Source organism: Nocardia acidivorans NBRC 108247 (assembly GCF_001625085.1).
GTDB lineage: Bacteria > Actinomycetota > Actinomycetes > Mycobacteriales > Mycobacteriaceae > Nocardia > Nocardia acidivorans.
On sequence record NZ_BDAW01000011.1, the window covers coordinates 150,527 to 173,716 of the forward strand.

Annotated in this window: 23 protein-coding genes; 9 read left to right on the forward strand and 14 right to left on the reverse strand. The window is 64.9% G+C overall.

Annotated features, from left to right (window positions below; all coding sequences use genetic code 11):
* Positions 1-89 precede the first annotated feature (89 nt).
* A complete protein-coding gene (locus tag NA10_RS05875; RefSeq protein WP_067564487.1) occupies positions 90-737 on the reverse strand; it encodes a TetR/AcrR family transcriptional regulator in 648 nt (215 codons plus the stop codon).
* 157 nt (positions 738-894) lie between these two features.
* On the opposite strand from NA10_RS05875, the gene NA10_RS05880 reads away from it, so the two are divergent.
* A complete protein-coding gene (locus tag NA10_RS05880; protein ID WP_067564412.1) occupies positions 895-1,845 on the forward strand; it encodes an oxygenase MpaB family protein in 951 nt (316 codons plus the stop codon).
* 66 nt (positions 1,846-1,911) lie between these two features.
* Here NA10_RS05880 and NA10_RS05885 read toward each other — a convergent pair whose 3' ends face one another.
* Together NA10_RS05885 and zapE are read right to left on the reverse strand one after the other, a co-directional pair.
* Entirely contained in the window at positions 1,912-2,739 is an 828-nt protein-coding gene (locus tag NA10_RS05885) for a tyrosine-protein phosphatase (protein ID WP_067564414.1), read from the reverse strand.
* Positions 2,740-2,789: 50 nt separating this feature from the next.
* Positions 2,790-3,815 carry a cell division protein ZapE gene (gene zapE, locus NA10_RS05890; RefSeq protein ID WP_067564416.1) on the reverse strand — a complete coding sequence of 342 codons (1,026 nt, stop codon included), beginning with the start codon at positions 3,813-3,815 and terminating at the stop codon, positions 2,790-2,792.
* Between the two features lie 35 nt (positions 3,816-3,850).
* Between zapE and NA10_RS05895 the strand changes: the two genes are divergently transcribed.
* The 5 genes from NA10_RS05895 to NA10_RS35315 all read left to right on the forward strand — a co-directional run bounded on the left by NA10_RS05895 (position 3,851) and on the right by NA10_RS35315 (position 9,207).
* Positions 3,851-4,621: a pyrimidine reductase family protein gene (locus NA10_RS05895; RefSeq protein ID WP_067564489.1), complete on the forward strand. Its 771-nt coding sequence runs from the start codon at positions 3,851-3,853 to the stop codon at positions 4,619-4,621.
* 36 nt (positions 4,622-4,657) lie between these two features.
* Positions 4,658-6,220 carry an alpha/beta hydrolase gene (locus tag NA10_RS05900; RefSeq protein ID WP_067564417.1) on the forward strand — a complete coding sequence of 521 codons (1,563 nt, stop codon included), beginning with the start codon at positions 4,658-4,660 and terminating at the stop codon, positions 6,218-6,220.
* A gap of 203 nt (positions 6,221-6,423) precedes the next feature.
* On the forward strand, positions 6,424-7,713 hold the full coding sequence (locus NA10_RS05905; protein ID WP_174562475.1) for a glycosyltransferase family 87 protein: 1,290 nt from the start codon (positions 6,424-6,426) through the stop codon (positions 7,711-7,713).
* Between the two features lie 39 nt (positions 7,714-7,752).
* Positions 7,753-8,196: a peptide-methionine (R)-S-oxide reductase MsrB gene (gene msrB, locus NA10_RS05910; RefSeq protein WP_067564421.1), complete on the forward strand. Its 444-nt coding sequence runs from the start codon at positions 7,753-7,755 to the stop codon at positions 8,194-8,196.
* A gap of 219 nt (positions 8,197-8,415) precedes the next feature.
* Entirely contained in the window at positions 8,416-9,207 is a 792-nt protein-coding gene (locus tag NA10_RS35315; RefSeq protein WP_169812530.1) for an IS256 family transposase, read from the forward strand.
* On the opposite strand, the gene NA10_RS05915 is transcribed toward NA10_RS35315, so the two are convergent.
* The 4 genes from NA10_RS05915 to NA10_RS05930 form a co-directional block, all read right to left on the reverse strand.
* Positions 9,179-9,775, reverse strand: a complete 597-nt coding sequence (locus NA10_RS05915) for a hypothetical protein (protein WP_157556101.1) — start codon at positions 9,773-9,775, stop codon at positions 9,179-9,181. The two genes, NA10_RS35315 and NA10_RS05915, sit on opposite strands and share 29 nt — an antisense overlap.
* Positions 9,772-12,150: a TPR repeat domain-containing protein gene (locus tag NA10_RS05920; protein ID WP_067564424.1), complete on the reverse strand. Its 2,379-nt coding sequence runs from the start codon at positions 12,148-12,150 to the stop codon at positions 9,772-9,774. Before NA10_RS05920 ends, NA10_RS05915 begins: the two co-directional genes overlap by 4 nt.
* Positions 12,151-12,153: 3 nt before the next feature.
* Positions 12,154-12,456 carry a hypothetical protein gene (locus NA10_RS05925; protein WP_067564426.1) on the reverse strand — a complete coding sequence of 101 codons (303 nt, stop codon included), beginning with the start codon at positions 12,454-12,456 and terminating at the stop codon, positions 12,154-12,156.
* 148 nt (positions 12,457-12,604) lie between these two features.
* A complete protein-coding gene (locus NA10_RS05930; protein WP_067564428.1) occupies positions 12,605-12,964 on the reverse strand; it encodes a YbaB/EbfC family nucleoid-associated protein in 360 nt (119 codons plus the stop codon).
* Between the two features lie 14 nt (positions 12,965-12,978).
* Between NA10_RS05930 and NA10_RS05935 the strand changes: the two genes are divergently transcribed.
* Positions 12,979-14,448, forward strand: coding sequence for an MFS transporter (locus NA10_RS05935; RefSeq protein WP_169812531.1), 1,470 nt, complete (start codon positions 12,979-12,981; stop codon positions 14,446-14,448).
* Here the strand turns inward: NA10_RS05935 and NA10_RS38090 are convergent.
* The 4 genes from NA10_RS38090 to NA10_RS05955 all read right to left on the reverse strand — a co-directional run bounded on the left by NA10_RS38090 (position 14,436) and on the right by NA10_RS05955 (position 17,781).
* Positions 14,436-14,891, reverse strand: a complete 456-nt coding sequence (locus NA10_RS38090; RefSeq protein WP_218021458.1) for a hypothetical protein — start codon at positions 14,889-14,891, stop codon at positions 14,436-14,438. The genes NA10_RS05935 and NA10_RS38090 overlap by 13 nt on opposite strands.
* A gap of 56 nt (positions 14,892-14,947) precedes the next feature.
* Positions 14,948-15,727, reverse strand: a complete 780-nt coding sequence (locus NA10_RS05945) for a phytanoyl-CoA dioxygenase family protein (protein ID WP_084514349.1) — start codon at positions 15,725-15,727, stop codon at positions 14,948-14,950.
* Positions 15,631-16,104 carry a hypothetical protein gene (locus NA10_RS05950; RefSeq protein WP_067564433.1) on the reverse strand — a complete coding sequence of 158 codons (474 nt, stop codon included), beginning with the start codon at positions 16,102-16,104 and terminating at the stop codon, positions 15,631-15,633. Before NA10_RS05950 ends, NA10_RS05945 begins: the two co-directional genes overlap by 97 nt.
* A 438-nt stretch (positions 16,105-16,542) precedes the next feature.
* Positions 16,543-17,781, reverse strand: a complete 1,239-nt coding sequence (locus tag NA10_RS05955) for a helix-turn-helix domain-containing protein (RefSeq protein ID WP_067564435.1) — start codon at positions 17,779-17,781, stop codon at positions 16,543-16,545.
* A gap of 41 nt (positions 17,782-17,822) precedes the next feature.
* Here NA10_RS05955 and NA10_RS05960 point away from each other — a divergent pair, with 41 nt between their 5' ends.
* Entirely contained in the window at positions 17,823-18,347 is a 525-nt protein-coding gene (locus tag NA10_RS05960; RefSeq protein ID WP_067564437.1) for a flavoprotein, read from the forward strand.
* Between the two features lie 347 nt (positions 18,348-18,694).
* Here NA10_RS05960 and NA10_RS05965 read toward each other — a convergent pair whose 3' ends face one another.
* The 3 genes from NA10_RS05965 to NA10_RS05975 all read right to left on the reverse strand — a co-directional run bounded on the left by NA10_RS05965 (position 18,695) and on the right by NA10_RS05975 (position 20,990).
* On the reverse strand, positions 18,695-19,426 hold the full coding sequence (locus NA10_RS05965; RefSeq protein ID WP_157556105.1) for a hypothetical protein: 732 nt from the start codon (positions 19,424-19,426) through the stop codon (positions 18,695-18,697).
* A gap of 226 nt (positions 19,427-19,652) precedes the next feature.
* Entirely contained in the window at positions 19,653-20,270 is a 618-nt protein-coding gene (locus NA10_RS05970; RefSeq protein ID WP_157556107.1) for a hypothetical protein, read from the reverse strand.
* A gap of 432 nt (positions 20,271-20,702) precedes the next feature.
* Positions 20,703-20,990, reverse strand: a complete 288-nt coding sequence (locus tag NA10_RS05975) for a putative quinol monooxygenase (RefSeq protein ID WP_067564443.1) — start codon at positions 20,988-20,990, stop codon at positions 20,703-20,705.
* A gap of 126 nt (positions 20,991-21,116) precedes the next feature.
* Between NA10_RS05975 and NA10_RS05980 the strand changes: the two genes are divergently transcribed.
* Positions 21,117-23,189: an acyltransferase family protein gene (locus NA10_RS05980; protein ID WP_067564445.1), complete on the forward strand. Its 2,073-nt coding sequence runs from the start codon at positions 21,117-21,119 to the stop codon at positions 23,187-23,189.
* Position 23,190 lies beyond the last annotated feature (1 nt).

The window sequence follows — 23,190 nt, forward strand, 5'->3', positions numbered from 1 at the left end:
CTACGCGGCGAAGCGATTACACGAAGAAGAAGTAATGCATGAGGGTTAGCAAGTTACCTAGATCGTTCGGGTTTCGTCAACCCCCTATTTCACCTGCCGCCGCCACTGAGCAACAGCACGATCGCGCGCACGAAACCCTCGAGGCGTTCGCGCGGATACTCGGCGGGATCATTGACCGCCATACCGCCGAGCATCTCGGCAATGGTCAGCAGTGAATTGGTGAGCAGGCCGGAATCGACTGCGGCCCACCGGGGATCGAGGGCCGCGCCCATGCGGACCAGCGCCTCGGCCTGATCGAAGACACCGGTGCGGGCGCTGCGCAGCGCCGCCCGGTACTCCTGCGGCGCGCTGCCCGGGCTGGCCAGGATGAGTCGCCAGCGGGTCGGCTGCGCGAGGACCACGCCGACGAATGCCTCGACCGCCTGGGAGGCCACCTGCACCGGTTCGCCGCCGAGCAGATCGGTGGGCAGGGTGGCGACCACCTGATCCAGGGCGCGCTCGAGTTCGCGATCCAGCAGGGCCGCCACGAGTTCGGCGCGGGTTTTGAAGACGGTGTAGAGCACCGGCTTGCCCACGCCCGCCTGCGCGGCCACCGCCTCCATGCTGAGTTCGTGCAGTTCGGATCGGGTCAGCACCTCGAAGGCCGCGTCCAAGAGCTGGGCTCGGCGCTGCTCCGGGGGTAGGCGCGGGGCATAGCGACGCCTCGGCCGTTCGGCCGCCGTCCGCGACGTCGTCACCTGGTCCACCTCCACGAGCACATGATGCCAGCCGGTCGGAATGCGGATCGCACCCTCCCCGGCAGAATCTTACGCGACCGTTGTATTCGGCACGCGCAATTGCTACGGTGGTGTTGTATTCACCGCTGAGGCGGGCAGCGCACAAGGGAGTGAACCGATGGGCTTCGATCCGACCACCCTTCGCAGGGACGACTACGGGTTCTTCGGGCCCGACTCCCCCAGCTGGAAGATCTGGACCGCGCCGACCGCGGTCATCGGATTCCAGCGCGCCACCGTGCTCGAGTTCTTCGACCCGTTCCTCACCGCCGCCGTGGCCGACGCGCGCGGTATCTACACCGATCCGCGCAGCCGCCTCGACCACACCTTCGCGTACTTCCTGCTGGTGGCCATCGGCGACGGACGCACCGCCATTCAGGCATCGGAGCATCTGATGCAGGTGCACGCTCCCATGACCGGGATCGAACCCATCACCGGACAGCGGTACGCGGCCAACAGCCCGGAGACCCAGCTGTGGATCCATGTCACCGGCTGGCATTCGGTGCTCAAGGCGTACGAGGTCTACGGCCCCGGGAAGCTCAGTGCCGAAGAGGAAGCGCGGTACTGGCAGGAGTGCGTCATCGCCGCCGAACTCCAGACCTGCAGGCCCGAGGATGTGCCGCGCTCGCGCGAGGAGGTGCGCGCCTACTTCGAGAAGGTCAAACCGCGCCTGTGCACCTCGGTCCGCGCCGAGGAAGGAATGCACCAGCTGCTGCGCACCTCACCGCGTAATGGGGCGGGCATCTCGTACGCCCTCGGCAGCATCGCGCTCTCCCTCACCACCGCCGCGCTCACCCCGATGTGGATGCGAAAGCTGGGGCGGTACAACGTGCCTCGCATTGTCGACCCGCTGGTGAAGCTGCCCGCCAAGCTGATCGTCCGGCTGTTCACGCTTTTCGGATCCTTCGGCCTGATCAAGGCCGCGCCGTTCATCGCGCCGATGGCGGGACAGATCCTGAAGCAGCACCTGTCGAAGGAGCTGCCCGCCACACTGGAGACGATCACTCCCGCGCAAGCCCGGGAACGATACAGCCTGCGCGGCAAGAGAACTCAGATCGCGGAAGCCAGCTGAACACAAAGCCCGACCGGAAGACGTTCCCGGCCGGGCTTTTTCGTGTAACCGCGCTCAATCAGCCTGTCAGGCCAGGAGTTTGGTCTTCAGGGCGGCGATGTCGGCGTCGGTCAGTTTCAGGCCGTCGCGGACGTAGTTGTCGAAGCTGCCATAGGTCTGGTTCGCCTGGTCGAAGGCGGAGTTCAGGGCGGCGGCGCTGACGCCGTTGAGCATGTCGCCGTCGGCGGCGCCACGGTAGTAGTTCGAGAGCAGGTAGTCATAGGTGACGGTGTCACGGTCGACGCCCAGGAGCGTCAGCAGCACGGCCGAGGTCCAGCCGGTGCGGTCCTTGCCCGCGGTGCAGTGGAACAGCACCGCGCCCGGGTTGGCGGCGATATCGCGCAGCACATCCGCGAAGCCCTCGTTCGCGCCGGGGGCGGTGATGAAGGCGCGGTACAGGTCCGTGCCCGCCATCAGGGTGGACATCATGACCTGCGGCGGGGCCTGGCCGATGATGTCGTTGTGGAATTCGGTGGCCCCGGCGGGCACCTTGTCCACGCCCATGAGCTGCTGCTCCATGCCGGTGCGCAGATCGTGCACCGACTTCACATCGCGCGAGGTCAGCTCGGCCAGATCCGCATCGGTGGCCTTGGTCAGCTCACCGGTGCGGTACACCAGGCCGGTGCGCACGGTGTGACCGTCGACCGTCTTGTAGCCGCCCGCGTCCCGCGCGTTCACCACGTCCCGCAGGTTCAGCGAGCGGGCCGCGGTATCGAGCACCACATTGCCGGTCGAGGCGGGCGGCTGCACCGCCACGGCGGCGGGCTGATCGGCGAAGGCCAGCGCCGGGGTGGCGCCGAAGGACAGCGCGGAGGCCAGCACCAGTGAAGCGCCGAGCACGCGGGGTCGGATCATGACGAACTTCCCTTTCTCGAGTGCCCGGCGCGGGACAGCCAGGCGGCAAACTATGCGGCGGTCGCGGGCGTCTCGAATCGCGACAGCGCCAGCAGGCGGGAGATGGCGCGCAGATACTTCTTGCGGTATCCGCCATCGAGCATTTCCTGCGAGAAGATCTGGTCCAGCTTGGCCCCGGACACGGTGACCGGTGTGCCAGCGTCGTAGAGCCGGTCCGCCAGCACCACGATGCGCAGCGCCACCGCCTGATCGGTGACCGTGTGCACACCGGAGATGTACACCGCCGAGACGCCCTGGATCAGCGCGTTGTACTTCGAAGGATGCAGCGTGCTCAGATGCTCGAGCAGATCGTCGAAGTCGTCGAGGGTGGATACCGGTGTGCGGGAAGCCTTTTCGGCCAGCAGCTCGGGCGCGGTCGGCTCCGGGGCGGGCGGCAGATCACGATGGCGGTAGTCCGGGCCGTCCACCCGGATGGGCTCGAACAGCGAACCCAGCTTCTTGATCTCGCGCATGAAATCCTGTGCGGCGAAACGACCCTCACCGAGCTGACCCGGCAGGGTGTTGGAGGTCGCGACCACCGAGACACCGCGCGCGGTGAGCTCGGACAGCAGCCGGGACACCAGCATGGTGTCGCCCGGATCGTCGAGCTCGAACTCGTCGATGCAGAGCACGCTGTTGCCGGCGAGCCGTTCGACGGCATTGTTGAAGCCCAGCGCGCCGACCAGATTGGTCAGCTCACCGAAGGTGCCGAAGGATTTGGGACCGGGCACGCTGTGGAAGATCGAGGCCAGCAGGTGGGTCTTGCCCACGCCGAAGCCGCCGTCCAGGTACAAACCGATACCCGTGACCGGCTTCTTCCTACCGAACAGGCTCTTCTTCGACGCGGCCCTGTGCAGCTTGGTGACTCGATCGGCGAATTCCTCGGCCTTGCGCACCGCGGCGGCCTGCGACGGCTCCTTGGGATCGGGGATGTAGCTGGCGAAGCTCACCTCGTCGAAGGTCGGCGGGGGAACCATCTGAGCCACTAGTTGGTCGGCCGGAACCTCCGGGTGGCGATCGACGAGGCGTTGTTGCACCGCGCCAGCCTAGTTACGTGGTGGAATCGGTTCTCATGCAGCGTATGCCCAATGCGATCCAGCTCACAGAACTCACCCATGACGATCTGCTGGCGCTGTACGCCTACCCGGCGGGACCTGCGGAACCGTGGATCCGGGTGAATTTCGTCAGCAGTATCGACGGGGCGGTGAGCGTGGACGGGCGCTCGGGCGGGCTCGGCACGCCGGCGGACAAGAAGGTCTTCCGAATCCTGCGCGATCTCGCCGATGTGGTGGTGGTCGGGGCCGGGACGGCGCGGGCGGAGAATTACGGGGCGGCGCATACGGATTCGCAACTGCGGATGCGACTGCACCATCACGGGTTCGGCGGGGATCCGACCGGCGCACCGCCGCGCATCGCGGTGGTGACCGCCACCGCCACGCTCGATCCGGGCGGACGGTTGTTCACCGATACCGGTGCGCGGCCGATCGTCATCACCACCGCCGACGCGCCGCGGGATCGCAAGGACGCGCTCGCCGCGGCGGGCGGTCTGGTGATCGAGGCGGGCGAAACCAGCGTGACCGCGGGCGGACTGCGCGCCGCGCTCGAGGATCTCGGTATGCGACGCGTGCTGTGCGAGGGCGGACCCGCGCTGTTCGGCGATCTCATCGTCGCCCAGGCCGTCGACGAACTGTGCCTGACCCTGTCTCCCATGCTGGTCGCGGGGACGGAGAGACGAATCGCGGTGTCCCCCAATGCCATGGCCACACCCATGACATGCCGCCATCTGCTCTTCGACGGAGACGGGACGATCTTGACCCGCTGGGTGCGTCCACACACCCTGTAGCTGAAACCGGCCGCGAGACCTGGCAGGCTGTACCGCATGCGCTGGACTCGGGCCGCTCTGCTGGCGTCGACACTTTCGATCCTGGTGACCACCGGCTGTGCCGCCGGGCCCTCGGATCGACCCGCCGTTGCCATCGAACGACCGCATGCCGGGATGGTGGAAACCAGTACCGCGCCGACCGATACGCCGCCGCCCGCACCCGAGGTGCCCAAGACCGATCTGGCCTGGCACGACTGCACGGTGCCGAGCTTCAACCTGCTGTCGCTGGGGACGCCGCCGCCGGGGCTGATTCTCGAATGCGCCGAATACAGCACGCAGGTCGATATCAGCGGGGCCGTAGGCGGGAATTTCCGGACCGCGGCCATGCGGGCGCGATACGACCGCACGCCCAAGGATGTCGCACCGCTGGTGCTGACCTCGGGATCGGATCGGGCCTCGACCGCGACGCTGGCGTCGCTGGCGGCCGGACCGTCGGGATCGCTGCTCGCGGCGCGGCCGATCGTGGCGATCGACCGACGGGGTATCGGCAGTTCGCAGCCGGTGAGCTGTTTGACCAACGAGCTGCGGCGCACGCTGGCCGATCAGGCGCAATTCACCCATGGCACAGCCGATCCCGTGGACGCGGTGGCCAAGGCCAGCCAGGACGCGACCATCGCCTGCCTGGATTTCCTCTCCCCCGCGCAGGGGACCTTCAATGCCGCGCACGCGGCGGACGATATCGATCAGCTGCGCAAGCAGTGGCAGGTCGACCACATCGCGCTCATGGGCACGGGGACCGGGGCGACCGTCGCGATGAGTTACGCGCGCAAATACGGCGATCACCTGGGGCGGCTCGTGCTGGATTCGCCGCAGGCGGTGGGGCTCGATGCCATCGGGCGCGCCGAACAACGGGTGCGGGGGGCCGAGGCGGCCCTGACGGCGTTCGCGCAGAAGTGCGCGGCGCTGAACTGCTCGCTCGGCAAGGATCCGCGGGCGACCATCACCGATCTGGTGAATCGCGCGGGCAGCGGCGGATTCGGGGATTTGTCCGCGGCGGCGCTGGTGACCACGCTCAACGGATTCCTGGGTGATCCGCGCAACCTCGGCAATCCGCAGATCACCGAATTCGCCGACGCGCTCTCGGGTTTGGGGCGCGGGGATCAGGCCGCGCTCACGCCGATCGTGCTGCGCGAGACCTCCGCGATCGCCAGTGACGGCGAATATGTGAACCGTTGCAGCGACAATCACGAACCCGCCACCCCGGCGCGCGCGAAAGAGCTTGCCAATCAATGGAGTGCGAAGTATCAGGTGTTCGGCAAGGTCGCGGCCGTCGATCTGATGGACTGCTCGGCGTGGCCCACGCCCACGAGCGCCGCGCTGCCGGACAAGCTCGACCGGCCGGTGCTGGTGATCGGCGGCGAGGCCGATCCGGTCGCGGGCGTCGACAGCCGGCCCTCGGTCACCGGCGCGCTCGGCAAGGCCGGGGCGCGCACCGCCACCGTGGTGTGGCAGGGCTGGGGTCATCCCACCTTCGCCCACTCCGGCTGCGCGCAGCAGAACGTGACGGACTACCTGAAGGATGCCAAACTGCCACAGGACGGGACCGCCTGCCCGGCGTAAACCCGCTCACCCTGCACCTATTCCCCCGAACACACCGACCCTGAAGTTCGTGGGCCGCCCCGATCCCGGACTGACCGGAGCGGAGGGAGGGAAGAAACGGGGCTTCGGGGGTCGCGAACCGCCGTAGCGCAGCGGAGGCAAATTAGGCACAGCGCGGCGGGTCCGCGCGCCCGTGACGGAGCGTTCCGGTGTACCGTGCCCGAGTGTTCCTTCGCCAGCTCGAGCCGCGCACCGCTCGCACCACCGCTGAGGTCCTGAACTTCGCTCTGTGGCCGTTAGCGGTACTCACCGTGCTGAACCGAGTCTTCATCAAGGCCGTCAACGGGTATATCACCGATGACTTCCGACCGGTGTACAACGCGTCGCTGGCGTTTCTGAACCATAAAGCGGTCTACAACGCGAACTTCTCCTCGACCGATCCGCATTACCTGTATCCACCCAGTGGGACGCTGCTGATCTCGCCGTTGGCGATCATCGATCCGGAGAAGTCCCGGTGGGGATTCATCCTGATCAACGCGATCGCGATCATGCTCGCCGGATATCTGCTGCTGCGGCTGTTCGACTACACGCTCGGGTCGGTGGCCGCGCCCGCGCTGCTGCTGGCCATGTTCAGCTCCGAGACGGTGACCAACACGCTGGTGTTCACCAATATCAACGGGTGCCTGTTCCTGGCGATGGTGGTATTCATCCATCTGCTGCTGCGGCGTCAAGACCTCTGGGCCGGTGTGGTTTTGGGGCTGGTGATCTCGGTCAAGGGGCCGCTGCTGGCTCCGCTGATTCTGATCGCCCTCGCGCGCGGACAGTGGAAGACGCTCATCACGGCGGCCGGGGTGCCCATCGCGCTGAATCTGCTCGCGTGGCCGTTGATCGTGGATTACAAGCAGTTCTGGACCCATACGTTGCCCTACCTGGCCGAGTCGCGCGACTACTTCAACAGCGCGATCGTCGGCAATGCCGGGTACTACGGCGTCGCGGGCTGGCTGACGCTGCTGATCCGCGTCGTGCTCGGTGTGATGGTCGCGATCTCGCTGTGGCTGCTGTATCGGTACTACCGCGACGATGAGGTCTTCTTCATCTGCACCAGCTCCGGCCTGCTGATCACCGCCATGCTCGTGCTCGGCTCGCTCGGCCAGATGTACTACTCGATGTTCCTGTTCCCGATACTCATGACCGTGGTGCAACGCAATTCGGTCATGCGGAACTGGCCCGCGTGGGTCGCGGTGTTCGGCTTCATGTCCTACGACAAGTGGCTCTCCGATCGCTGGCAGAGCATCGGCCGCTCCCTCGATTACCTGCGCGTCACCTTCGGCTGGGGTCTGCTGCTCATCGTCGTGTTCTGCGTGCTGGGCGACCGCTACCTGGCCGCGCGCCGCGAGGGCCGACTGGTCACCGGCAAAACCCTCGATCCGGCCTGGATGCATCCCGAATCCGAGGCCGACCCGATCCGCAACGGCAAGCCGCGCACCGCGATCCCCGAGCCCGTCAACGGCTGAGTCGGTCAACTCCCCTGGCGAAGTATTAGCGTGGAACCCATGAGTTCCGACGCTGATACCTCGCTACCGGCCCCCCGCATCCAGCTGACCCCGCAGCAATGGCGGGCCAAGCTGAGCCCGGAGGAATACCAGGTACTGCGCGAAGCCGGCACAGAACGCGCCTTCACCGGCGAATACACCGACACCGAAACCGAGGGCGTCTACGCCTGCCGAGCCTGCGGAGCCGAATTGTTCCGCAGCGGAGAGAAATTCCACTCCCACTGCGGCTGGCCCTCCTTCTTCGACCCCGCCACCTCCGACGCCGTCATCCTCCGCCCCGACAACTCCCTCGGCATGCCCCGCGTAGAGGTCCTGTGCGCCACCTGCCACAGCCACCTCGGCCACGTCTTCGAAGGCGAGGGCTACCCCACCCCGACAGACAAGCGCTACTGCATCAACTCGATCTCGTTGCGGCTGGAGCCCGCTGGGGGATCTACCAGCTGAACCACTGGAGCACGGTCATTCACCGACGCCGTGTGAACGCTTTGCGAACGTTTTCACTGGGCGTCCGCGTAATCGACGGGAGTGTCGGGGTAACGGCGGATCTTGATCTCGGTCCGATCGGCCGAACCTGATGGTTCGGCAGGAAGGACCGACTGATGTCGGAGACACTGACGGCCGTGGCGAAAGGCGCGGTAGGTCCTGTTCATCGACGCCATCCATGTGAAGATCCGCGATGGCCAGGTGGCCAACCGGCCGATCTACGTGGTCATCGGTGTCACCTGCGCCGGGGAACGCGACATCCTCGGACTCTGGGCCGGCGACGGCGGTGGGGGAGCGAAATTCTGGTTGCAGGTGCTCACCGAGCTCAAGAACCGTGGTGTCGCCGATGTCTGCATCGCGGTCTGCGACGGGCTCGAGGGGCTGCCGGAGGCGATCAACACCGTCTGGGAGCACACGATCGTCCAGACATGTGTAATTCATCTGCTGCGCAACAGTTTCCGTTACGCGGGTCGGCAGCACTGGGCGGAGATGAGCAAAGATCTCAAGCCGGTTTACACCGCCGCGACCGAGGCCGCGGCCCGGGACGGTTCGGTGAGTTCACCGCGAAATGGGGTGACCGCTATCCCGCGATCGTCAGGCTCTGGAACAACGCCTGGGCCGAGTTCGTGCCGTTCCTGGCCTGACGTCGAGATCCGACGAATCATCTGTTCCACCAACGCAATCGAGTCCTTGAACGCCCGCTACCGGCGCGCGATCCGTGCCCGTGGGCATTTCCCATCCGAACAAGCAGCACTCAAATGCTTGTATCTGGCGACCCGTTCGCTGGACCCGACCGGGAAAGGTTCGGGCACGATAGGCGATGCGGTGGAAACCGGCCCTCAACGTCTTCGCCATCACCTTCGAAGGCCGGATCACCCCAACCGAGAACTAACCCACGCCGAGGTCAGATCCACCGTTAATCCGAAACTCCCGGGACACGTGCCTATCTGTTCAACGTTTCGGTGGTGTTGATGAGGACATCTGCGGCTTTGCTGATCTGTTCGTCGCTTATTGCCAGGGTGTCTGTTTCGTTGATGATCTCCATGGAGCTGACCCATGGGTCAATGCGAGTTGTCAGTTCGACAACTCCCTTAGTTTGGATCGGACCTGTTTTGATGCGAGCGTCTCGGATCCAGATCTCTTTGCTGTGCCCGGAGAGTGGCACGAACTTGTTTTCTTTCAGATAGGGGGTCAATCCGCCATCGGATTCGTCCGCTCGGGTCGGCCTGAGCGCGACGCTGGCGGTCAGATGCGGGCTGGTGATCTGGGTCGAGGAGAAGACACAGCCGCTGCCGTCTTTCACCGATTGCTCTGCCTTGCCCGCACTACCCCCGTAGGAAAGTTTGACGCTGTCGATCGGGAAGTCGGCGCGGAAGTAGTCCAGGAATGGCGTACAGAACTCCTGCATCGTGTGCGCGGGTTTGCTGGTGTCGGACCCGCTGGTCGAGCACCCTGTGGCAGACGTGGCGATGGCCAGGAGAGCAAAGGCAACGAAGGATCCCGAACGAGCGCGGTCGGCGCGGTGGAGTCGGCTGCTCATCGGATCGCGGTCCTGCCTTCCATCATGTTAATTTTGAAGTGCTCGAGTTGGTCTTTCAGAATTCCGCCTCGATATGAATCGAGTATGTTCCCCAGGTTCGAGTCCAAGGTGGTCGCGTTACCGGCAGATCTTGCTGCGTCCTCATAGCTTTTCAGTTTGCCGTCGTCGGTGAAGAGGTTGCTGTATTGCGGGTTGTGCGCCAGCGATCCGTCTTGGTTCTGCAGAACTTGTGCGACCTGGTATAGCGCTCGGGCGGGGGCGAAATCATGGGAGTTGTTGAAATTCGCTCGAGAGGGGTCCGGGGCCGTGTAGGCGTATCCGATCAGGTTCATTTTCGCGTAGGCGTTGGTGGCGTCCACCACCGGTCCGAAGATGTCCTTGACCACGGGAATGTACTTGGCGCCGGTGCTCATGATCCCCTTGCCGGTGTCCCAGTTCGCGCCATCGTTGGCGAAGTTCTGGATCGCGGCACGTATTTCGGTCGCCTTGCGCGCATCGAGTTCGGTGGTGAGTCCCTGGTCGACGAGGCCCAGGATCATTCCCGACTGGGTCGCCAACTCGTTGTGAGGGTTGGCGGGATCCGCGAGAACTGTATGCACCCAAGAGGTTTGGAGCTGTTGCGCCGCGGACAATGCCTTGGTGTTGAATGCGACGGCCGCGTCTTTGTCCGTATCGATGACCGAGAAGATCGCACGAGCGGCGACATGGTCGGCGGTGTCGCGGTCGGCGAGCAATCCCTTGAACTCGTGGGTGTTGAGGAACTGGTCCGAAACCCCGGCCATGGCGGGGACGTAAGGGCTGAGCGCGGATCCGAGGCCTTGCACAGCGAGCGGGTTGATCGCGCCCAGCGAAGCCGTCGAGCCGCCGTCGAGGTGAAGGAGGTCGCTTTTGTGTTCGGCGACGTAGTCCGCGACGCTGGAGGCTGTTTGTCCGGCGCGGGCAGAGATCGCGTAGTCGGTACTGGTGGCGTCAGATTCCACCCACGACAGCATTTTGCCGACCTGTTTGCCGTCGTCGTCCCAGTGGTGGTGCAGGAACCCGTCGAGCGCCTTACCTTGGCCAATGTCGTTGGGAAGATGAGTATCACCGGCTAGGACATCATGGACAGCGATCTTGTCCCGGCCGCCGACATCGACCAGATTCTGCAGCAGCGACTCCGCGGGTTGACCGCCGAGATTCTGATCGACGTAGATCGCGTGGCCGTTCAGTTTGGGCGCGAGGGCAGCAGCTTGCAGGAGCAGCTCGGTGTTGATCTGACTGCCGGGTGCGGATCTGGCGTCTGCCAGCCCCATCATCTTGGTCACCCGCGAAAGGTCGGAAGCGTTCAGGTGGGCGTACTGGATGTTGTTGTAGCCCTTGTCAACAGTGGTTTTGTCATAGCTGGCGGTGAGCGCGTTCCGCAGATCAGCAGGGAGCTGATTTAGGCCGCCCTGGGGGTGAAAGAAGTTGCCTAGCAACGGATCCGAACCGAGAGAATGCACATTCGGGTTGGCCAGGGTGTTCAATTGATTCGCGACCGTGGACGCCGCGGTGGTGTCGCTGATGGAGGTGAGGCGGTCGGTCATCGACGTCAGGCCGTTGAGGCCAGCGGTGTTATAGAACTCGTGGAGGTAGTTCCATTGCGCCTCAGTAAGATTGACCTGCTGACCGGCGTTGATCGCTTCCACGTCGGCGGGGGTGATGCCCGCCGCGGATAGTCGAGCGGCAATGTGCTGCAGGTCGGCGTCGGTGGCGTTGCCACCCGCGACCAGCTTGCCGTCGTCGATGCCTTGCTGTTTCGCTGTCCCCGGATCGGTCAGCGAGCCCGGTTTGGCTCCTTGTGCCGCCTGAGGTAGTTGGCTGAACGCATTGGTGATGCCATCGGCCACGCCCTGTGCGGCGACTCCGGCGGCATGAAGCGCACCCTTGAGCGTTGTCGTGTACAGATCGGCTTGGCGTTGCAATGCCGCGAGTTTGATCGTGGCGCTGTTCTTGTCCTTGTCCGACAAGGCATTCGCTGTTTGCGCTAGCGACAAGCTCACAGTGCCGTCCTGCGCCCACCGGTAGCCCTCGCCGGTAAGCGTGGCGAGGGTCTGTTTCACCGTTTTCTGCGCGAATCGCATCCCGGGCGAGCCCACCGCGATCGCCGAACCGGCGCTTTCGAGCGCGCCGACGGTTTTGTAGCCGTCGTCGCGCACGGTCAGACCCTTGTCGCGCACCCCGTTGCCGAACTTGCCGACCAGATAGTCCGCCGAGTCGCCGACCGTGGTGTACATGCCGTCGAGTTCGGACTTGAGAGTGACCGACTGCTGTTTCCACGAGGTGCTCTGTGCATCGAGGGCATCGAGCTGCCAGCTGTTCACCTCGGAGACGGTCGGAACCGCGGCCTCGCCCATCGCTCAGTTTCCCTGCGGGAACTGGTTGGCGTTGTGCTGGTCCGTCGCCGCGATGCTCGCCGAACCCGACGCGGTCTTCATGGCCATCGTCCGTACCTGCTGCACCATCGCCTCGATAGCGGTAGCCGCTGACGAGGCCCCGGACACCGCAGCCGCACCCACCTGCGTCCCCGCGACCGCGGTAGCCAGGGCTTGGGCTTTGTCGTCGGCGCGGATCGTGCCCAGAGTGTCAGCACTGGCGTTCATGGCGGTGACCATTGCCGCCACACGCTCATGATCGACATATAGGAAGTCATCATCGCTCATTGCGGATCCCCCTCGACGAGTCAGCGATCTTTGATAGCTCTCGGACACTGTAATAGACCGGAAACCAGCGCTTCCTGCACTGAACCAGACGCGGCGCAAACGAACAGATCGATGCCCACGAGGCGTGGTTGCAGCCGATGTCGGGGTGTCATTCGGCGGCGATGCGTGACTTGCGCTGGTAGGGATCGTCGTCTTCCTCCCACGCGTCCTCGGCCACCGCGGGTCGTACGGGTGCTCGTTGGGGAGCGTCACCGATATTCTCGATGGCCTGGGAGATGCGCGAATCGGACTGAACCTCGTACACCAGGTTCTGGACCTGTTCCTGTGCTTGCTCGCGAGCGCGGTTGATCAAATCGGCGATCAGCGTGCCGAGTTCCCGACTGTTCAGGACGACCGCGTCGTCTATTACTACGGCCCTGACCTGTCCATTTGCGTAGACGTCGACATACACGCCGTCCGAACGCAATGCCGTGTGCTCGTTACTCAACGCATCGGCCAGCCGGTCCATCTTCGTGGCCAGCGATGCGTGATACCCCCACGATCCTGGTTGCGGCGAACTCACCTCGACCCCTTCCGCAAGATGACGTTCGGACGATCCTAGTGCTAGGCAGCATCCCCTCGACGAAGGCTGGGTGCGCTCTTGGCTCGCGTTGCCGGACACGCGCTGACCAAGTGGCGCGCGGACGGAGATCGCCGCGTCCTATACCGTGCTGCGCTGTGCCGTTGCTGACGTTGCTTCGCCGACCGCCGATCGCGGCGATCTGGACCGCGCAGCTGCTGAGCATCCTCGGTGACCGCTGCTACGCCTTGGCGATCATGTGGGTCGCATTGCAACGCTCCGGACCGGTCGCCATGGGCGCGGTCGCGATCGCCGAAAGCGTGCCCTTCATCCTGATCGGAGCCTTCGGAGCCGCACTGCTACACCGGTGCGCGAACTTCCGGACCCTCGCCGGAATCGACAGCGCGCGTGCACTTTTGGTGCTTGCGGTGCCCGTGGTATGGAACATCGGCGGGACCACCGCAATGCTGACGGTCGCCATGGTCCTGGGTGCTTTGGCGGCGATCTTCGATCCATCCCTCGGCGCGTTGGTACCGGACCTGGTCACCGAAGCCGAGCGACCCGCGCTGGTCGCGGCCATGGACATCAACGGACGCATCGCTCGCATCGCGGGCCCGGCACTCGCCGGTGCACTGCTGCTGGTCTTACCCGTCACCAGTTTGTTCGCCGCAGACGCAGGCACATTCGCGGTATCCGCACTGGCACTGATGTTCCTGGCAAGAACAACCACCTCAGCAGTGGCAACGCCGGCGGGCTCCGACTTCCCCTCCCCCGTGCCGAAGCGAGCGAGTGCGCGTGCGTTGCTTCGCGAATCTCCAACGCTCAGTGCGGCATTCGTTGTCCACGCCGCAGGGCTGTTCCTGACAGCCTTGCCCGGAATCGGTCTGCCATTGTTGTTGGCCCACCAGCTCGGTGCCAGCCCCTCCGCATACGGATGGGTCCTCACCTCCACCGGGACCGCGGGACTGCTCGGGAACCTCACCGCGGCCAGGATCGGGCCGACCGCGGCGTTCCTGCCGCGCTTCTGCGCCGCGTGGGCGCTCGCCGGTGTACTGCTCGCGGCGACCGGCGCAGCGAACAACTTCGCGCTGGTGCTGATGTTCGCGAGTCTGTCAGGGTTCGTGACCCCATTCATTTCGATCACGCTCGGCACACAACTGGCCGCGTATTCGCGTCCGGCGCGGTTGCGGTTGATGTCGATCAACCACACCGTGATGCGCACCGCCGGCACCGCGGGGATGGCGATCATCCCCGCACTCATCGCCTCCGCACCCGCACGCGGATTCATCCTCGGCGGAACATCACTGGCCGTTGTCGCGGTCACGGCCTGGGCGATCTCGGTGACCGTGGCACGCGCTCCCCGCATACGCAGCGTGCGGGTGACCGAGGCATCCTCGACCACCCGCACGAGTTCAACTGATCAAGCAGCCTGAGCGATATCGACCAGGTAGTGCACGACCTCGACATCCTCGACCGTCAGGCCGAGCATGTCGTAGATGCGCCGGTGCATCACCGACAGATAAGCGCCGGCACGGTCGGCGTAGAACTCCGGGTCGTACCAGGCGACGCCGAGTAGTACCCAGCCGCCGCCGGTTCCACAGTCCGGGTCGACCTTGAACCATGTCGATTGCCAGTCCCACAACATCAGTTCTTCAGGGCGGTTGCGCAACTTGTCATCGGACTGGCGCAGGGCATCGATCACCGCGGCGGCGATCTCGGCGGTGCGGCAGTAATAGCTGCACTCGGACTTGGCGAACAGGACCTTATTGCCGCGGCGCGGTGTGCCGGGGCCTTCTCCTTCCAATACCCGCACCAGGGTGACCGGGCTCGCGGGAATGACTGTGCCGAGTGTCGGTGAAATGGTTGGTGCCGACATGGTGTATCTCCCTACCAAGATTGGCGAATAGGGTTCTTCCGCAACCTCTTTGACGGTTATGGAAGCCTGAGGGGCTGCCAGCCTTCGCGGCGGGTAGCCGAGCCACGCAGATATGCGCTGCGGCGGGCGTAGACGATGTTCAAGCCGATGCGTGGACGCTGTGTTGAGTTCGGGCCTGATCGGTGCAGCAGCCGGGTGTCGAACAGCAGGGCTTCGCCCGCTGTGGTTGGCACCGTGGTGAATTCGCAGTCGTTCAGGCGTGGATCATCGTGTGCTGCCAGCGCACCGGTGGCGTCGAAGGCGTGTGGCAGATAACCCCAACGATGTGATCCGACCGAGAACTGCAGTGCGCCAGCGGCTTCGGGTGCATCGCTGATAGAAAGCCAGCACGACACCGACCGAACCGGGTCGAGTTCGATATCGACGCTGACACCGTCCTGATGCATCGGCACTTCGGTCAGCTCGCCGGGCCATTTGGTCACGAGGAACGTTTGATCGACACCTGCCTCGGGTCCGATCAGACGGGCGACGCGATTGATCACTGTCGGGGCCTGTACCAAGTCCTGCGCCCACGCCTCGCTCAGATGAGGGTTGCGTACCACCGCGGTTCGGTTCGGTGCGGGTACCGAGCTGAGGTAATGCGCCAGCGCCCGCGCGGCCTGACTGGTTGTCCACTGAATCGGCGGCAGATATCCGCGCTGCCCGAACAGGCTGGGCGCCGAACGCCGCGTCTGACGTGTCATCGGTGTTTGTCCTCCGGGAACAGGGGCTGACCGTCGGCCACCTCGGCCACAAGGTCGGTCCATCGGCCGGCCATCACAGCCAGCTCCTGCCATGCCGAATGCACCTCATGCCCAACGCTGTCGCAGTGGCGCAGAAGCTCATTCGCCGCGACTTGAGCCAGCGCCATCCGCGCGATCAACTCCCCCAGCGATTCACTGGCCGGGCGCAAGGCGTGCAGGCACACCCACGTATCGACCGAATCGATCAGTACACGGTTGGCTGTCGCGAACCCCGGCCAGCTGGCGTTGTGGCGGTTGACTTGGTGGAGTTCGGCCAACGCTCGTGCGCACGCGGTGATCGGATGTGCGTCGGGTTCCTCGCCGAGGTCGCCGCAGAACGCGGCGAACAACTCGTGCCAGTCCGGCAGGATCGGCCGAACGGATGCGTCCTCAGCAGGCAGGCGACTCCGCTTCGCGGCCTCGCCAATCACGATCGACAACCGCTCGAGGTCGCGCGCTCCCGCTTCAAGCGCACTTGGATATCGGCCACGGTGAGCCGAGTCTCCTGCGGATCCCAAGCAGGCTGGAGTAGCTGAGCGACGCAGCCTGAAAGCACGGCGGCAATGGCCAATGAGATGAGAACCAACGACATTTCGGGCCTCCCTTGTGGAAGCACCCGGCGTCGACCGCCTCGCAGGATCAGGTAACCCGAGCAATGGAAACCACCTGATCCGTACGGTGTGAGGTCGGTTCCGTACGGTCGACGCCGGATGCCTATTGAGCGTCGCCGATGTCGCGCTTGTTTTGTTCCCCAGCGGAACACGCCCCGGTCCGGCCAGACAACACACCGAGACATGACATCAGTCAAACCGGCCAATCCCGACAAATGTCACCCGGATTGCCATGGGCCGCACCGCGTTTGAAGCGGACTAATTGGGGACAACACCTATGCGCTGCGCCAGTCGGCCGAGATCGCCTTTCGCCAGGTCTCGGCGCGCGCTGCGCATCATGTGGCCGACAAGTTCGCGGACGTTGCTCATCCCCCGAACATGCTGCGGTGCAATGTGTTCAGCACGCAGCAGGGCCACGATCGATGCATCCCAGCGCTTTTCCATCGCGTTCGCGCGACCGACCTCGACGAAATACTGTGCCCTGCGGCCCAACGCGGGGATCAGCTCCGGATTTACCCGCGGGGCGAGCCCGATCACAGCACCGGAATCGCGCTTCTCCATCGCCGACGACATTCGCCACAGCGCAACGTTATTACCGCCGAAGGTCGGATTCCTCAGGATCGACCAACCGGTCTGCGCTCCGCCTAGACGCCGGGCGAATTCGTCCGCCTCATCCAGGTGCGCGGCGGGATCGCCTCCCAAGCTTGCCGTTACGAGACCCGCTTGCAGATGCAACATCCCCAGCGTTTCCATCTCGCCCACTGTCCGAGCCGTTGGTGCGTACTTTTCTGCCGCCTTTTCGGCGATCTCGAGCGCCGTCGGCAGAGCCCCGGGCCGCGACAGCAGAATCTGGGAGCGGTCGAACGTGGCGGCAGCGGCTGCGGCAGTTCCGCCGACATGGGCCGCAGCGACCTCGGACTGATCCGCGGCCGTCCAGGACAGTGCTGGATATCCCCACGCGCGCAACGCTTTCGCCACCGTGTCGGTCACCGATGACAAGATATCCCACGCTATTTCTTGCTGATGACCTGAGGTTTCGCGGATTTGCTTGTAGCAGTCGGAGATCAGCGGCGCCAGCATCGGAGCAACCCGACCGTACTGGCAATTGATTCGAAGGTCCCGCGCGACATCAGCTGCGGCGGCGAGCTCCTCCAGGCTACGTGTCGGCCCGACAGCTGTTGTATTGCCTGATGTCCACAGAGCCACCTCGATTTCCGGCACTGCGGAGTGGAACTCGGACGCTCGGGGATCGAACCGGTCCTGCTCATGTTCGGTGAGGTCACGGACATCGCACTGTAGCGCCTTTGCCAGGGCGTGCAATTCCTGCCGAGAATCTACGGGGCGCCGACCTGTCTCGTACTTCGCCAGGACGCTGCGCGAGATCCCCGTCAGGTCCGCCAGAACCTGCTGAGTCATCCCGCGCCGCCTGCGAATCGCGGCAACCCGGCTCCCGATATACCGGGTGGCGTCGGTACCAGGAATCGGCGAGATTGCCATCTCGGCGTGTCCCCTTCTGGTCGATAACTCATGCTAGTCACATGAATCAACAGGGTGTGCCTGTCTTGTACGCGATCGTTACCGGCTCATCCAGGGCATCGGAGATCACGGACCTGGTCGACATCGCGCAGGCGGATGGATGGGACGTGTGCGTGATCGCCTCCCCGTCGGGGAGCGCATTCATCGACGACGCCGCTCTGGCGACAAAGACGGGTTGGCCGGTGCGGACCAACTACAAGCAGCCCGGGACGCCCGACCTCTTACCCCCAGCCGACGCGCTCATCGTTGCGCCGATGACGTGCAACTCGGCCGCGAAGTTGGCGGCGGGCATCTCGGACACGCTGCCGCTCGGAATCTTGGTGGAAGCAATCGGCAACCGTAAACCTGTAGTGGCAGTGCCTTACTCGACCGAAGCTCAGTTGTCGTTCCCCCCAATCCGAGACGCCCTCACACGGCTCGCGGAGTATGGCGTGAAAGTCTTGCCCGGGCGATCGGGGCAGCCCTTGCCGTTGTCGGAGGCATGGAAGGCTGTACTCGAGCACCCTTGGCTGAGCATTGGTAGATAGCTGGGCGGACGTGGTGGATATTCGACCGCAGCCGAATTGAGCACGTGCACATCATTTCCATGTCGTCCCTGCTCACGGGCTGGTCGAACTCGTGAGCCCATGAAATCCAAAGACCGCGAAGATCATCGAATCGAACGCTTCGTGGCCTCAGTCCGGGCGTTGCGAGGGCTTTGCGGCGCGGAGGTCTTGGGCTTCGACCAATGACCGGATGACGCGGATCGTCTCGCTTGCGTTCGGCTGCGGGTTCGGGCTGCTCATCGGTCCTCCTCTCAGAGGGTCAGAGGTGTCGGCGATTTTGGCGGCCGGTGGATTTCGGGGATTGGACCCGCCTGCTTCGTGCGGGCTTCTTAGGTGCCGCTGGACTGGGTTCTTCGCTGACGGGTGTGCGTCAGTGTGATGCCGTCCGCGTCGCGGGTTGGGGCATTCCATCCCCGCGTGATGTGTGCGGTGCTATCGCCCGGATGGTGATGTGACCGAATCGTGTACGGCGATCCGGTGCGGAGCGCTTCCTTGAGACCTGTAATTGTCGAGAGGTCACGATGGAGGATGCTGTGGTCGCGTTCAAATGCTTGCAGCTGCTCCGTAATTCCTTCCGGTACCGAAGAAAGTATCGGCGCTGCTCCCGCCGCCGCGCTTAGTAGTTCGTCGTAGGACGAGTAGAGCTCGGCTGGGGTGTCGTACACGGTCGTGCGGCCATCCTCGCCGGTGTGCGCGTGCTGGATGTACCGGGTTTTGTCGCGGAATCCGGCTTCGGCCAGTCGATTCGGCGTTCCGGGGGTTGCGTAGATGAGCGCAATCCCCTCGTTCTGGAGGTCGTCGAGGCGTCGATGAGCAACCTGGACGGCGGCGTCGAGCCAGGTGCTGGGGCGGGGCTCGGTCCGCCATTGAGTTTCCTGCCGTCGTACCTCGTCGCGGATGGCGTCGAGTTGTTGCTCGGAGTGCGGGGCTCCGATTCGGTCTCCGTAGTCGATGATGCCGGTGTAGAGGTCGTCGGCTCGCAGATAGTGTTCGAATCGGCGGCCTACGGCCCACGGGTTGTCGTGTTCGATCAGGGTGTCGCGGTAGGCGTCGTAGCGCAATTCGTCGAGCCAGGAGTGGGCGCTGGGATCGGCGGGGATCGGTGTGGTGCCGAGTAGTTCGTCAGGGTGGCGAAGCTGGTCGGCGAGGTCGCGAGCGGTGAGATCGGTTCCGGTCATCAATGGTCGTGCGGCGGCGCCACTGCGAGGGTCGGGACCGGTAATGGTGTAGGGTCCGTGCGCATCAATCTGATTGGCGCGGAGGGGAATTCACCGCGATGGTGATCGATCACGCACCGCCCGAAGCCGGTGGCGGCAATATCGGGGCCAACCGGGGGTCGTTGCGCCACCGCGGTCCCAGGATTCCGATCGCCGTCCACAGCACGATCGCCGGCACTGCCGGACCCTCCAGCCGTAGCGGTGCGCAGCGGTCACCGAAGCTGAATACCACCGCCCATCGATCGAGGTCTGGATAGAACTCGGTCACCGCGCCGTAGTCGAAGGACAACCACCCCGACAGTGCGGCGCAACAGCGAACTCTCTTGTTGGTCAGCAGAATTGGGGAGGATTGGTGTTGACGCCAGCGAGGTGCGGCCTCGTACCTCGCGGCTTGGGCGCGGCGACTGTTGCCGATCGCCGTCGCCGCCAGCGAACCAGCCACGAACAGCGGTCCACCGACCGCAAACGTCGACCGCTGGACGTATCGGCCGTCGCCGGGAAGCCACCGCGAATAGAACGAGACCGCCTGCACTAAAGCAGCTTCGTCGGAGTCCAGGATCAGCCCGTGCACCGCGATCAGCGGCGGCGGATGTCCCATCAGATACGCTCGCGCAGCACCGCGCGCGTAAGCCATCCACTGATCAGCCTCCGCTACCGCCACCGAATCGACATCCATCCGCTTTCGCACAGCAGACCCCCGTCTGTCATCTCGCGCTGGACTTCCCCTGATGCCGGTTCGATCCTAGATGCTGCGTGACAGCCTTATCTCCTTTGCCGACAGCGGATTTCGCGTGACCACCGACGAGATCAGGCCAGCAGTGCCATCGGGTGACCCTGTGTGCCGCCCACTTCGGTCCGAGCATGACGAATCAGGCATCGGTGCCGAAAGGAACCGTGGTGTTCAGATCACCGAGTGATATCGAAATCCCCGAACTTCCCTGGCCCGAAGCGTGGGGAAGCGCACGGCCGGTATCGACCCAGCACTGCTGCCGTGCCTGGTGCGGTTCAATCAGCATCCCGATGACCGCCGCGAACTGCGGTCCACGGCGGTTCTCGACAGGATCAGGACAGGAGGACTGACGATACGAGGGGTGAGGTCAACCGGGTGTCCGGTGCGGCGTCAGACGGCGGTGAAGTATTCGATCTTCGGGGCGGCGGCGAGGAGGGGGGCCATCAGTTTGCCGGCGGCGCGGAAGTGGTCGGATTTGCCGTGGGCCTCGAGGGCGGCCTGGTCGGCATAGAGTTCGAAGAAGCGGTAGTGGTCGGGGTCGGTTTGGGAGCGGACCAGCTGGTAGGTGAGGTTGCCGGGTTCGTTGGCCTTGATCTCGGTGACCAGGTCGGCGACTACGGCCTCGAAGTCGGATCCGGTGCCGGGCTTGACGGTGATCTCGGCGATGACTGCGATCATGATTTCTCCTTTTCGTGCGACGGTACCTGTTCGGTCGACCGGTCTCCGACTTGCTCCGGGCGGTTTCCTTCCGGCATCTTTAGCGCAGGTTATGCCGGGGCAACCGATCGGTGCACCCCGGATCGCATGAGCAGAAAGATATGGGCCATCATCTCCGCCGCTTCCTCCCCGCACTATCGGCACGACCTGGACGGGCTGCGCGGTCTGGCCATCGCGCTGGTGGTGGTGTTCCACATCTGGTTCCGGCGAGTGTCCGGCGGGGTCGACGTCTTCCTGGTGCTGTCGGGGTTCTTCTTCACCGGATTGCTGTTGCGGCGCAATGACTCCGCCGGTGCGGTGGGGGTGGTGGCGGTGCTGCGCCGGACCCTGCGGCGGTTGCTGCCCGCCATGGTGACGGTGCTGGTGGCCGTGGCGGTGGCGACCGTGCTCATCACTCCGTACACGCGCTGGGCCGACGTGGCCGATCAGACGCTGGCTTCGCTGTTCTACTACCAGAATTGGCAGCTCGCGCTGTCCTGGTCGGATTATCTGGCGGCCGATCCGTCGGTGAGCCCACTCCAGCATCTGTGGTCGATGGCGGTGCAGGGCCAGTTCTACCTCGCCACAGCGCTTTTCGTCGCGGCGCTGGCGTGGATATGTCGGCGGATCGGTCAGCCCGCACTGGTGCGCTGGGTGACGCTCGCCGCGGCCGTGACACTCGGCGTGGCGTCCTTCGTCTACGCGGCGCACGGGGCGGCCACCCAGCAGGGGTGGAATTACTACGACAGTTTCGCCCGGGCATGGGAATTGCTCGCCGGTGTGGTGCTGGCGGTGCTCGCGCCGCTGCTGAAACCGGCGCGCGTCCTGCGTCTCCCACTGGCCGTGGCCGGGGTGGCGGGCGTTCTGGCCTGCGGCTGGATCTTCCACGGCGCGAACGTCTTTCCCGGTCCCGCCGCACTGTTTCCCGTGCTCACGGCCGCCGCGCTGATCATCGCCGGAACCGGGCTGCCCGCCGCCGAACAGCCGTGGCCGAACCGGATACTCGGTACCCGGCCGATGGTCGAGCTCGGTGCGCTCGCCTATCCGCTGTACCTGTGGCATTGGCCGATACTCATTTTCTCTCTCGTCGAATTCGAGCGGCGCACAGTCGATTTCGCCGAGGGACTGCTGATCATCGCGATATCCCTGGCACTGGCGTGGGTGACCCATCGCTGGATCGAGCGACCCCTGCGCGAATCCGCGGCGCGCGAAACCGGTTCCGCCGCACGCTCCCACCGGTGGATGGCGCGGGCGGGAGTGGCCCTGGCGAGCATCCTGGTAATCGCGGCGGCCTCGGTCTGGCATGTGATCGTGACCTCGCAGCCCACCGCGCCCGCCGCGGCCCTGGACCCGGAGCTCTACCCGGGCGCCGAGGCATTGACCGCCGGTATCGCCGCACCGCCCGCCAAGATGCGCCCGACCGTCTTCGAGGCGCCCTCGGAGCTGCCGCCGCCCACCCTGCAGGGCTGTATCGCCGATTGGAACACCCGCGCGGTCGTCACCTGTGTCTACGGCGATCGCGAGGCCGGGCGCACCCTGGCGGTGGTGGGCAGCTCGCACGCCGAGCATTGGCTGCCCGCCCTGGATCTGCTGGCGACCGAAAACCATTTCCGCATAGTCGTTTACCTCAAGATGGGCTGTCCGCTCACCGTGCAGGCCGATCCGATGTACAGGGGCGAGACCAATTCCGATTGCGCGAACTGGTCCCGCGAGGTGATCGACCGACTCGGCCAGGAGCGACCGGACTGGGTGTTCACCACCGGCACCCGACCGGTGGACGAGGGCGGCGACGAAACCCCCGCCGACTACCTCGAGGTGTGGAACGAACTCGGTGCCCGCGGTCTGAACGTGATTGTCGTGCGGGACACACCGTGGTTGCGGCACAACGGTATTCGCTACCGCGCAGTGGACTGCCTGAGCAAGGGCGGTGACCGCCTCAGCTGCGGCATGCGGCGCGCCGACGCCCTCAACCCGGTCAATCCCGCCGTCGACGCCGCGGTCGCCTACCCGAACGTCTACCCGATCGACCTCACCGATGCGGTGTGCGAGGCGGAGATCTGCCCCGTCGTCGAGGGCAATGTGCTGATCTACCACGATGAGCACCACCTCACCGCCACCTACTCCCGCACCCTGGCCCCGGCGCTGGGCCGTCAGCTGGGTCCGATCCTCGGCTGGTGGTGAG

Coding starts and splice junctions, on each gene's coding strand:
- NA10_RS05895 (WP_067564489.1), top strand. CDS start 3,851: ATGCAGCGTATGCCCAATGCGATCCAGCTCACAGAACTCACCCATGAC.
- NA10_RS05915 (WP_157556101.1), bottom strand. CDS start 9,775: ATGAGCAGCCGACTCCACCGCGCCGACCGCGCTCGTTCGGGATCCTTC.
- msrB (WP_067564421.1), top strand. CDS start 7,753: ATGAGTTCCGACGCTGATACCTCGCTACCGGCCCCCCGCATCCAGCTG.
- NA10_RS05885 (WP_067564414.1), bottom strand. CDS start 2,739: ATGATCCGACCCCGCGTGCTCGGCGCTTCACTGGTGCTGGCCTCCGCG.
- NA10_RS38090 (WP_218021458.1), bottom strand. CDS start 14,891: ATGTCGGCACCAACCATTTCACCGACACTCGGCACAGTCATTCCCGCG.
- NA10_RS05945 (WP_084514349.1), bottom strand. CDS start 15,727: ATGGCAGGAGCTGGCTGTGATGGCCGGCCGATGGACCGACCTTGTGGC.
- NA10_RS05975 (WP_067564443.1), bottom strand. CDS start 20,990: ATGATCGCAGTCATCGCCGAGATCACCGTCAAGCCCGGCACCGGATCC.
- NA10_RS05960 (WP_067564437.1), top strand. CDS start 17,823: ATGAATCAACAGGGTGTGCCTGTCTTGTACGCGATCGTTACCGGCTCA.
- NA10_RS05925 (WP_067564426.1), bottom strand. CDS start 12,456: ATGAGCGATGATGACTTCCTATATGTCGATCATGAGCGTGTGGCGGCA.
- NA10_RS05935 (WP_169812531.1), top strand. CDS start 12,979: ATGCGTGATACCCCCACGATCCTGGTTGCGGCGAACTCACCTCGACCC.
- NA10_RS05955 (WP_067564435.1), bottom strand. CDS start 17,781: ATGGCAATCTCGCCGATTCCTGGTACCGACGCCACCCGGTATATCGGG.
- NA10_RS05920 (WP_067564424.1), bottom strand. CDS start 12,150: ATGGGCGAGGCCGCGGTTCCGACCGTCTCCGAGGTGAACAGCTGGCAG.
- NA10_RS05880 (WP_067564412.1), top strand. CDS start 895: ATGGGCTTCGATCCGACCACCCTTCGCAGGGACGACTACGGGTTCTTC.
- NA10_RS05980 (WP_067564445.1), top strand. CDS start 21,117: ATGAGCAGAAAGATATGGGCCATCATCTCCGCCGCTTCCTCCCCGCAC.
- NA10_RS05900 (WP_067564417.1), top strand. CDS start 4,658: ATGCGCTGGACTCGGGCCGCTCTGCTGGCGTCGACACTTTCGATCCTG.
- NA10_RS05930 (WP_067564428.1), bottom strand. CDS start 12,964: ATGGACCGGCTGGCCGATGCGTTGAGTAACGAGCACACGGCATTGCGT.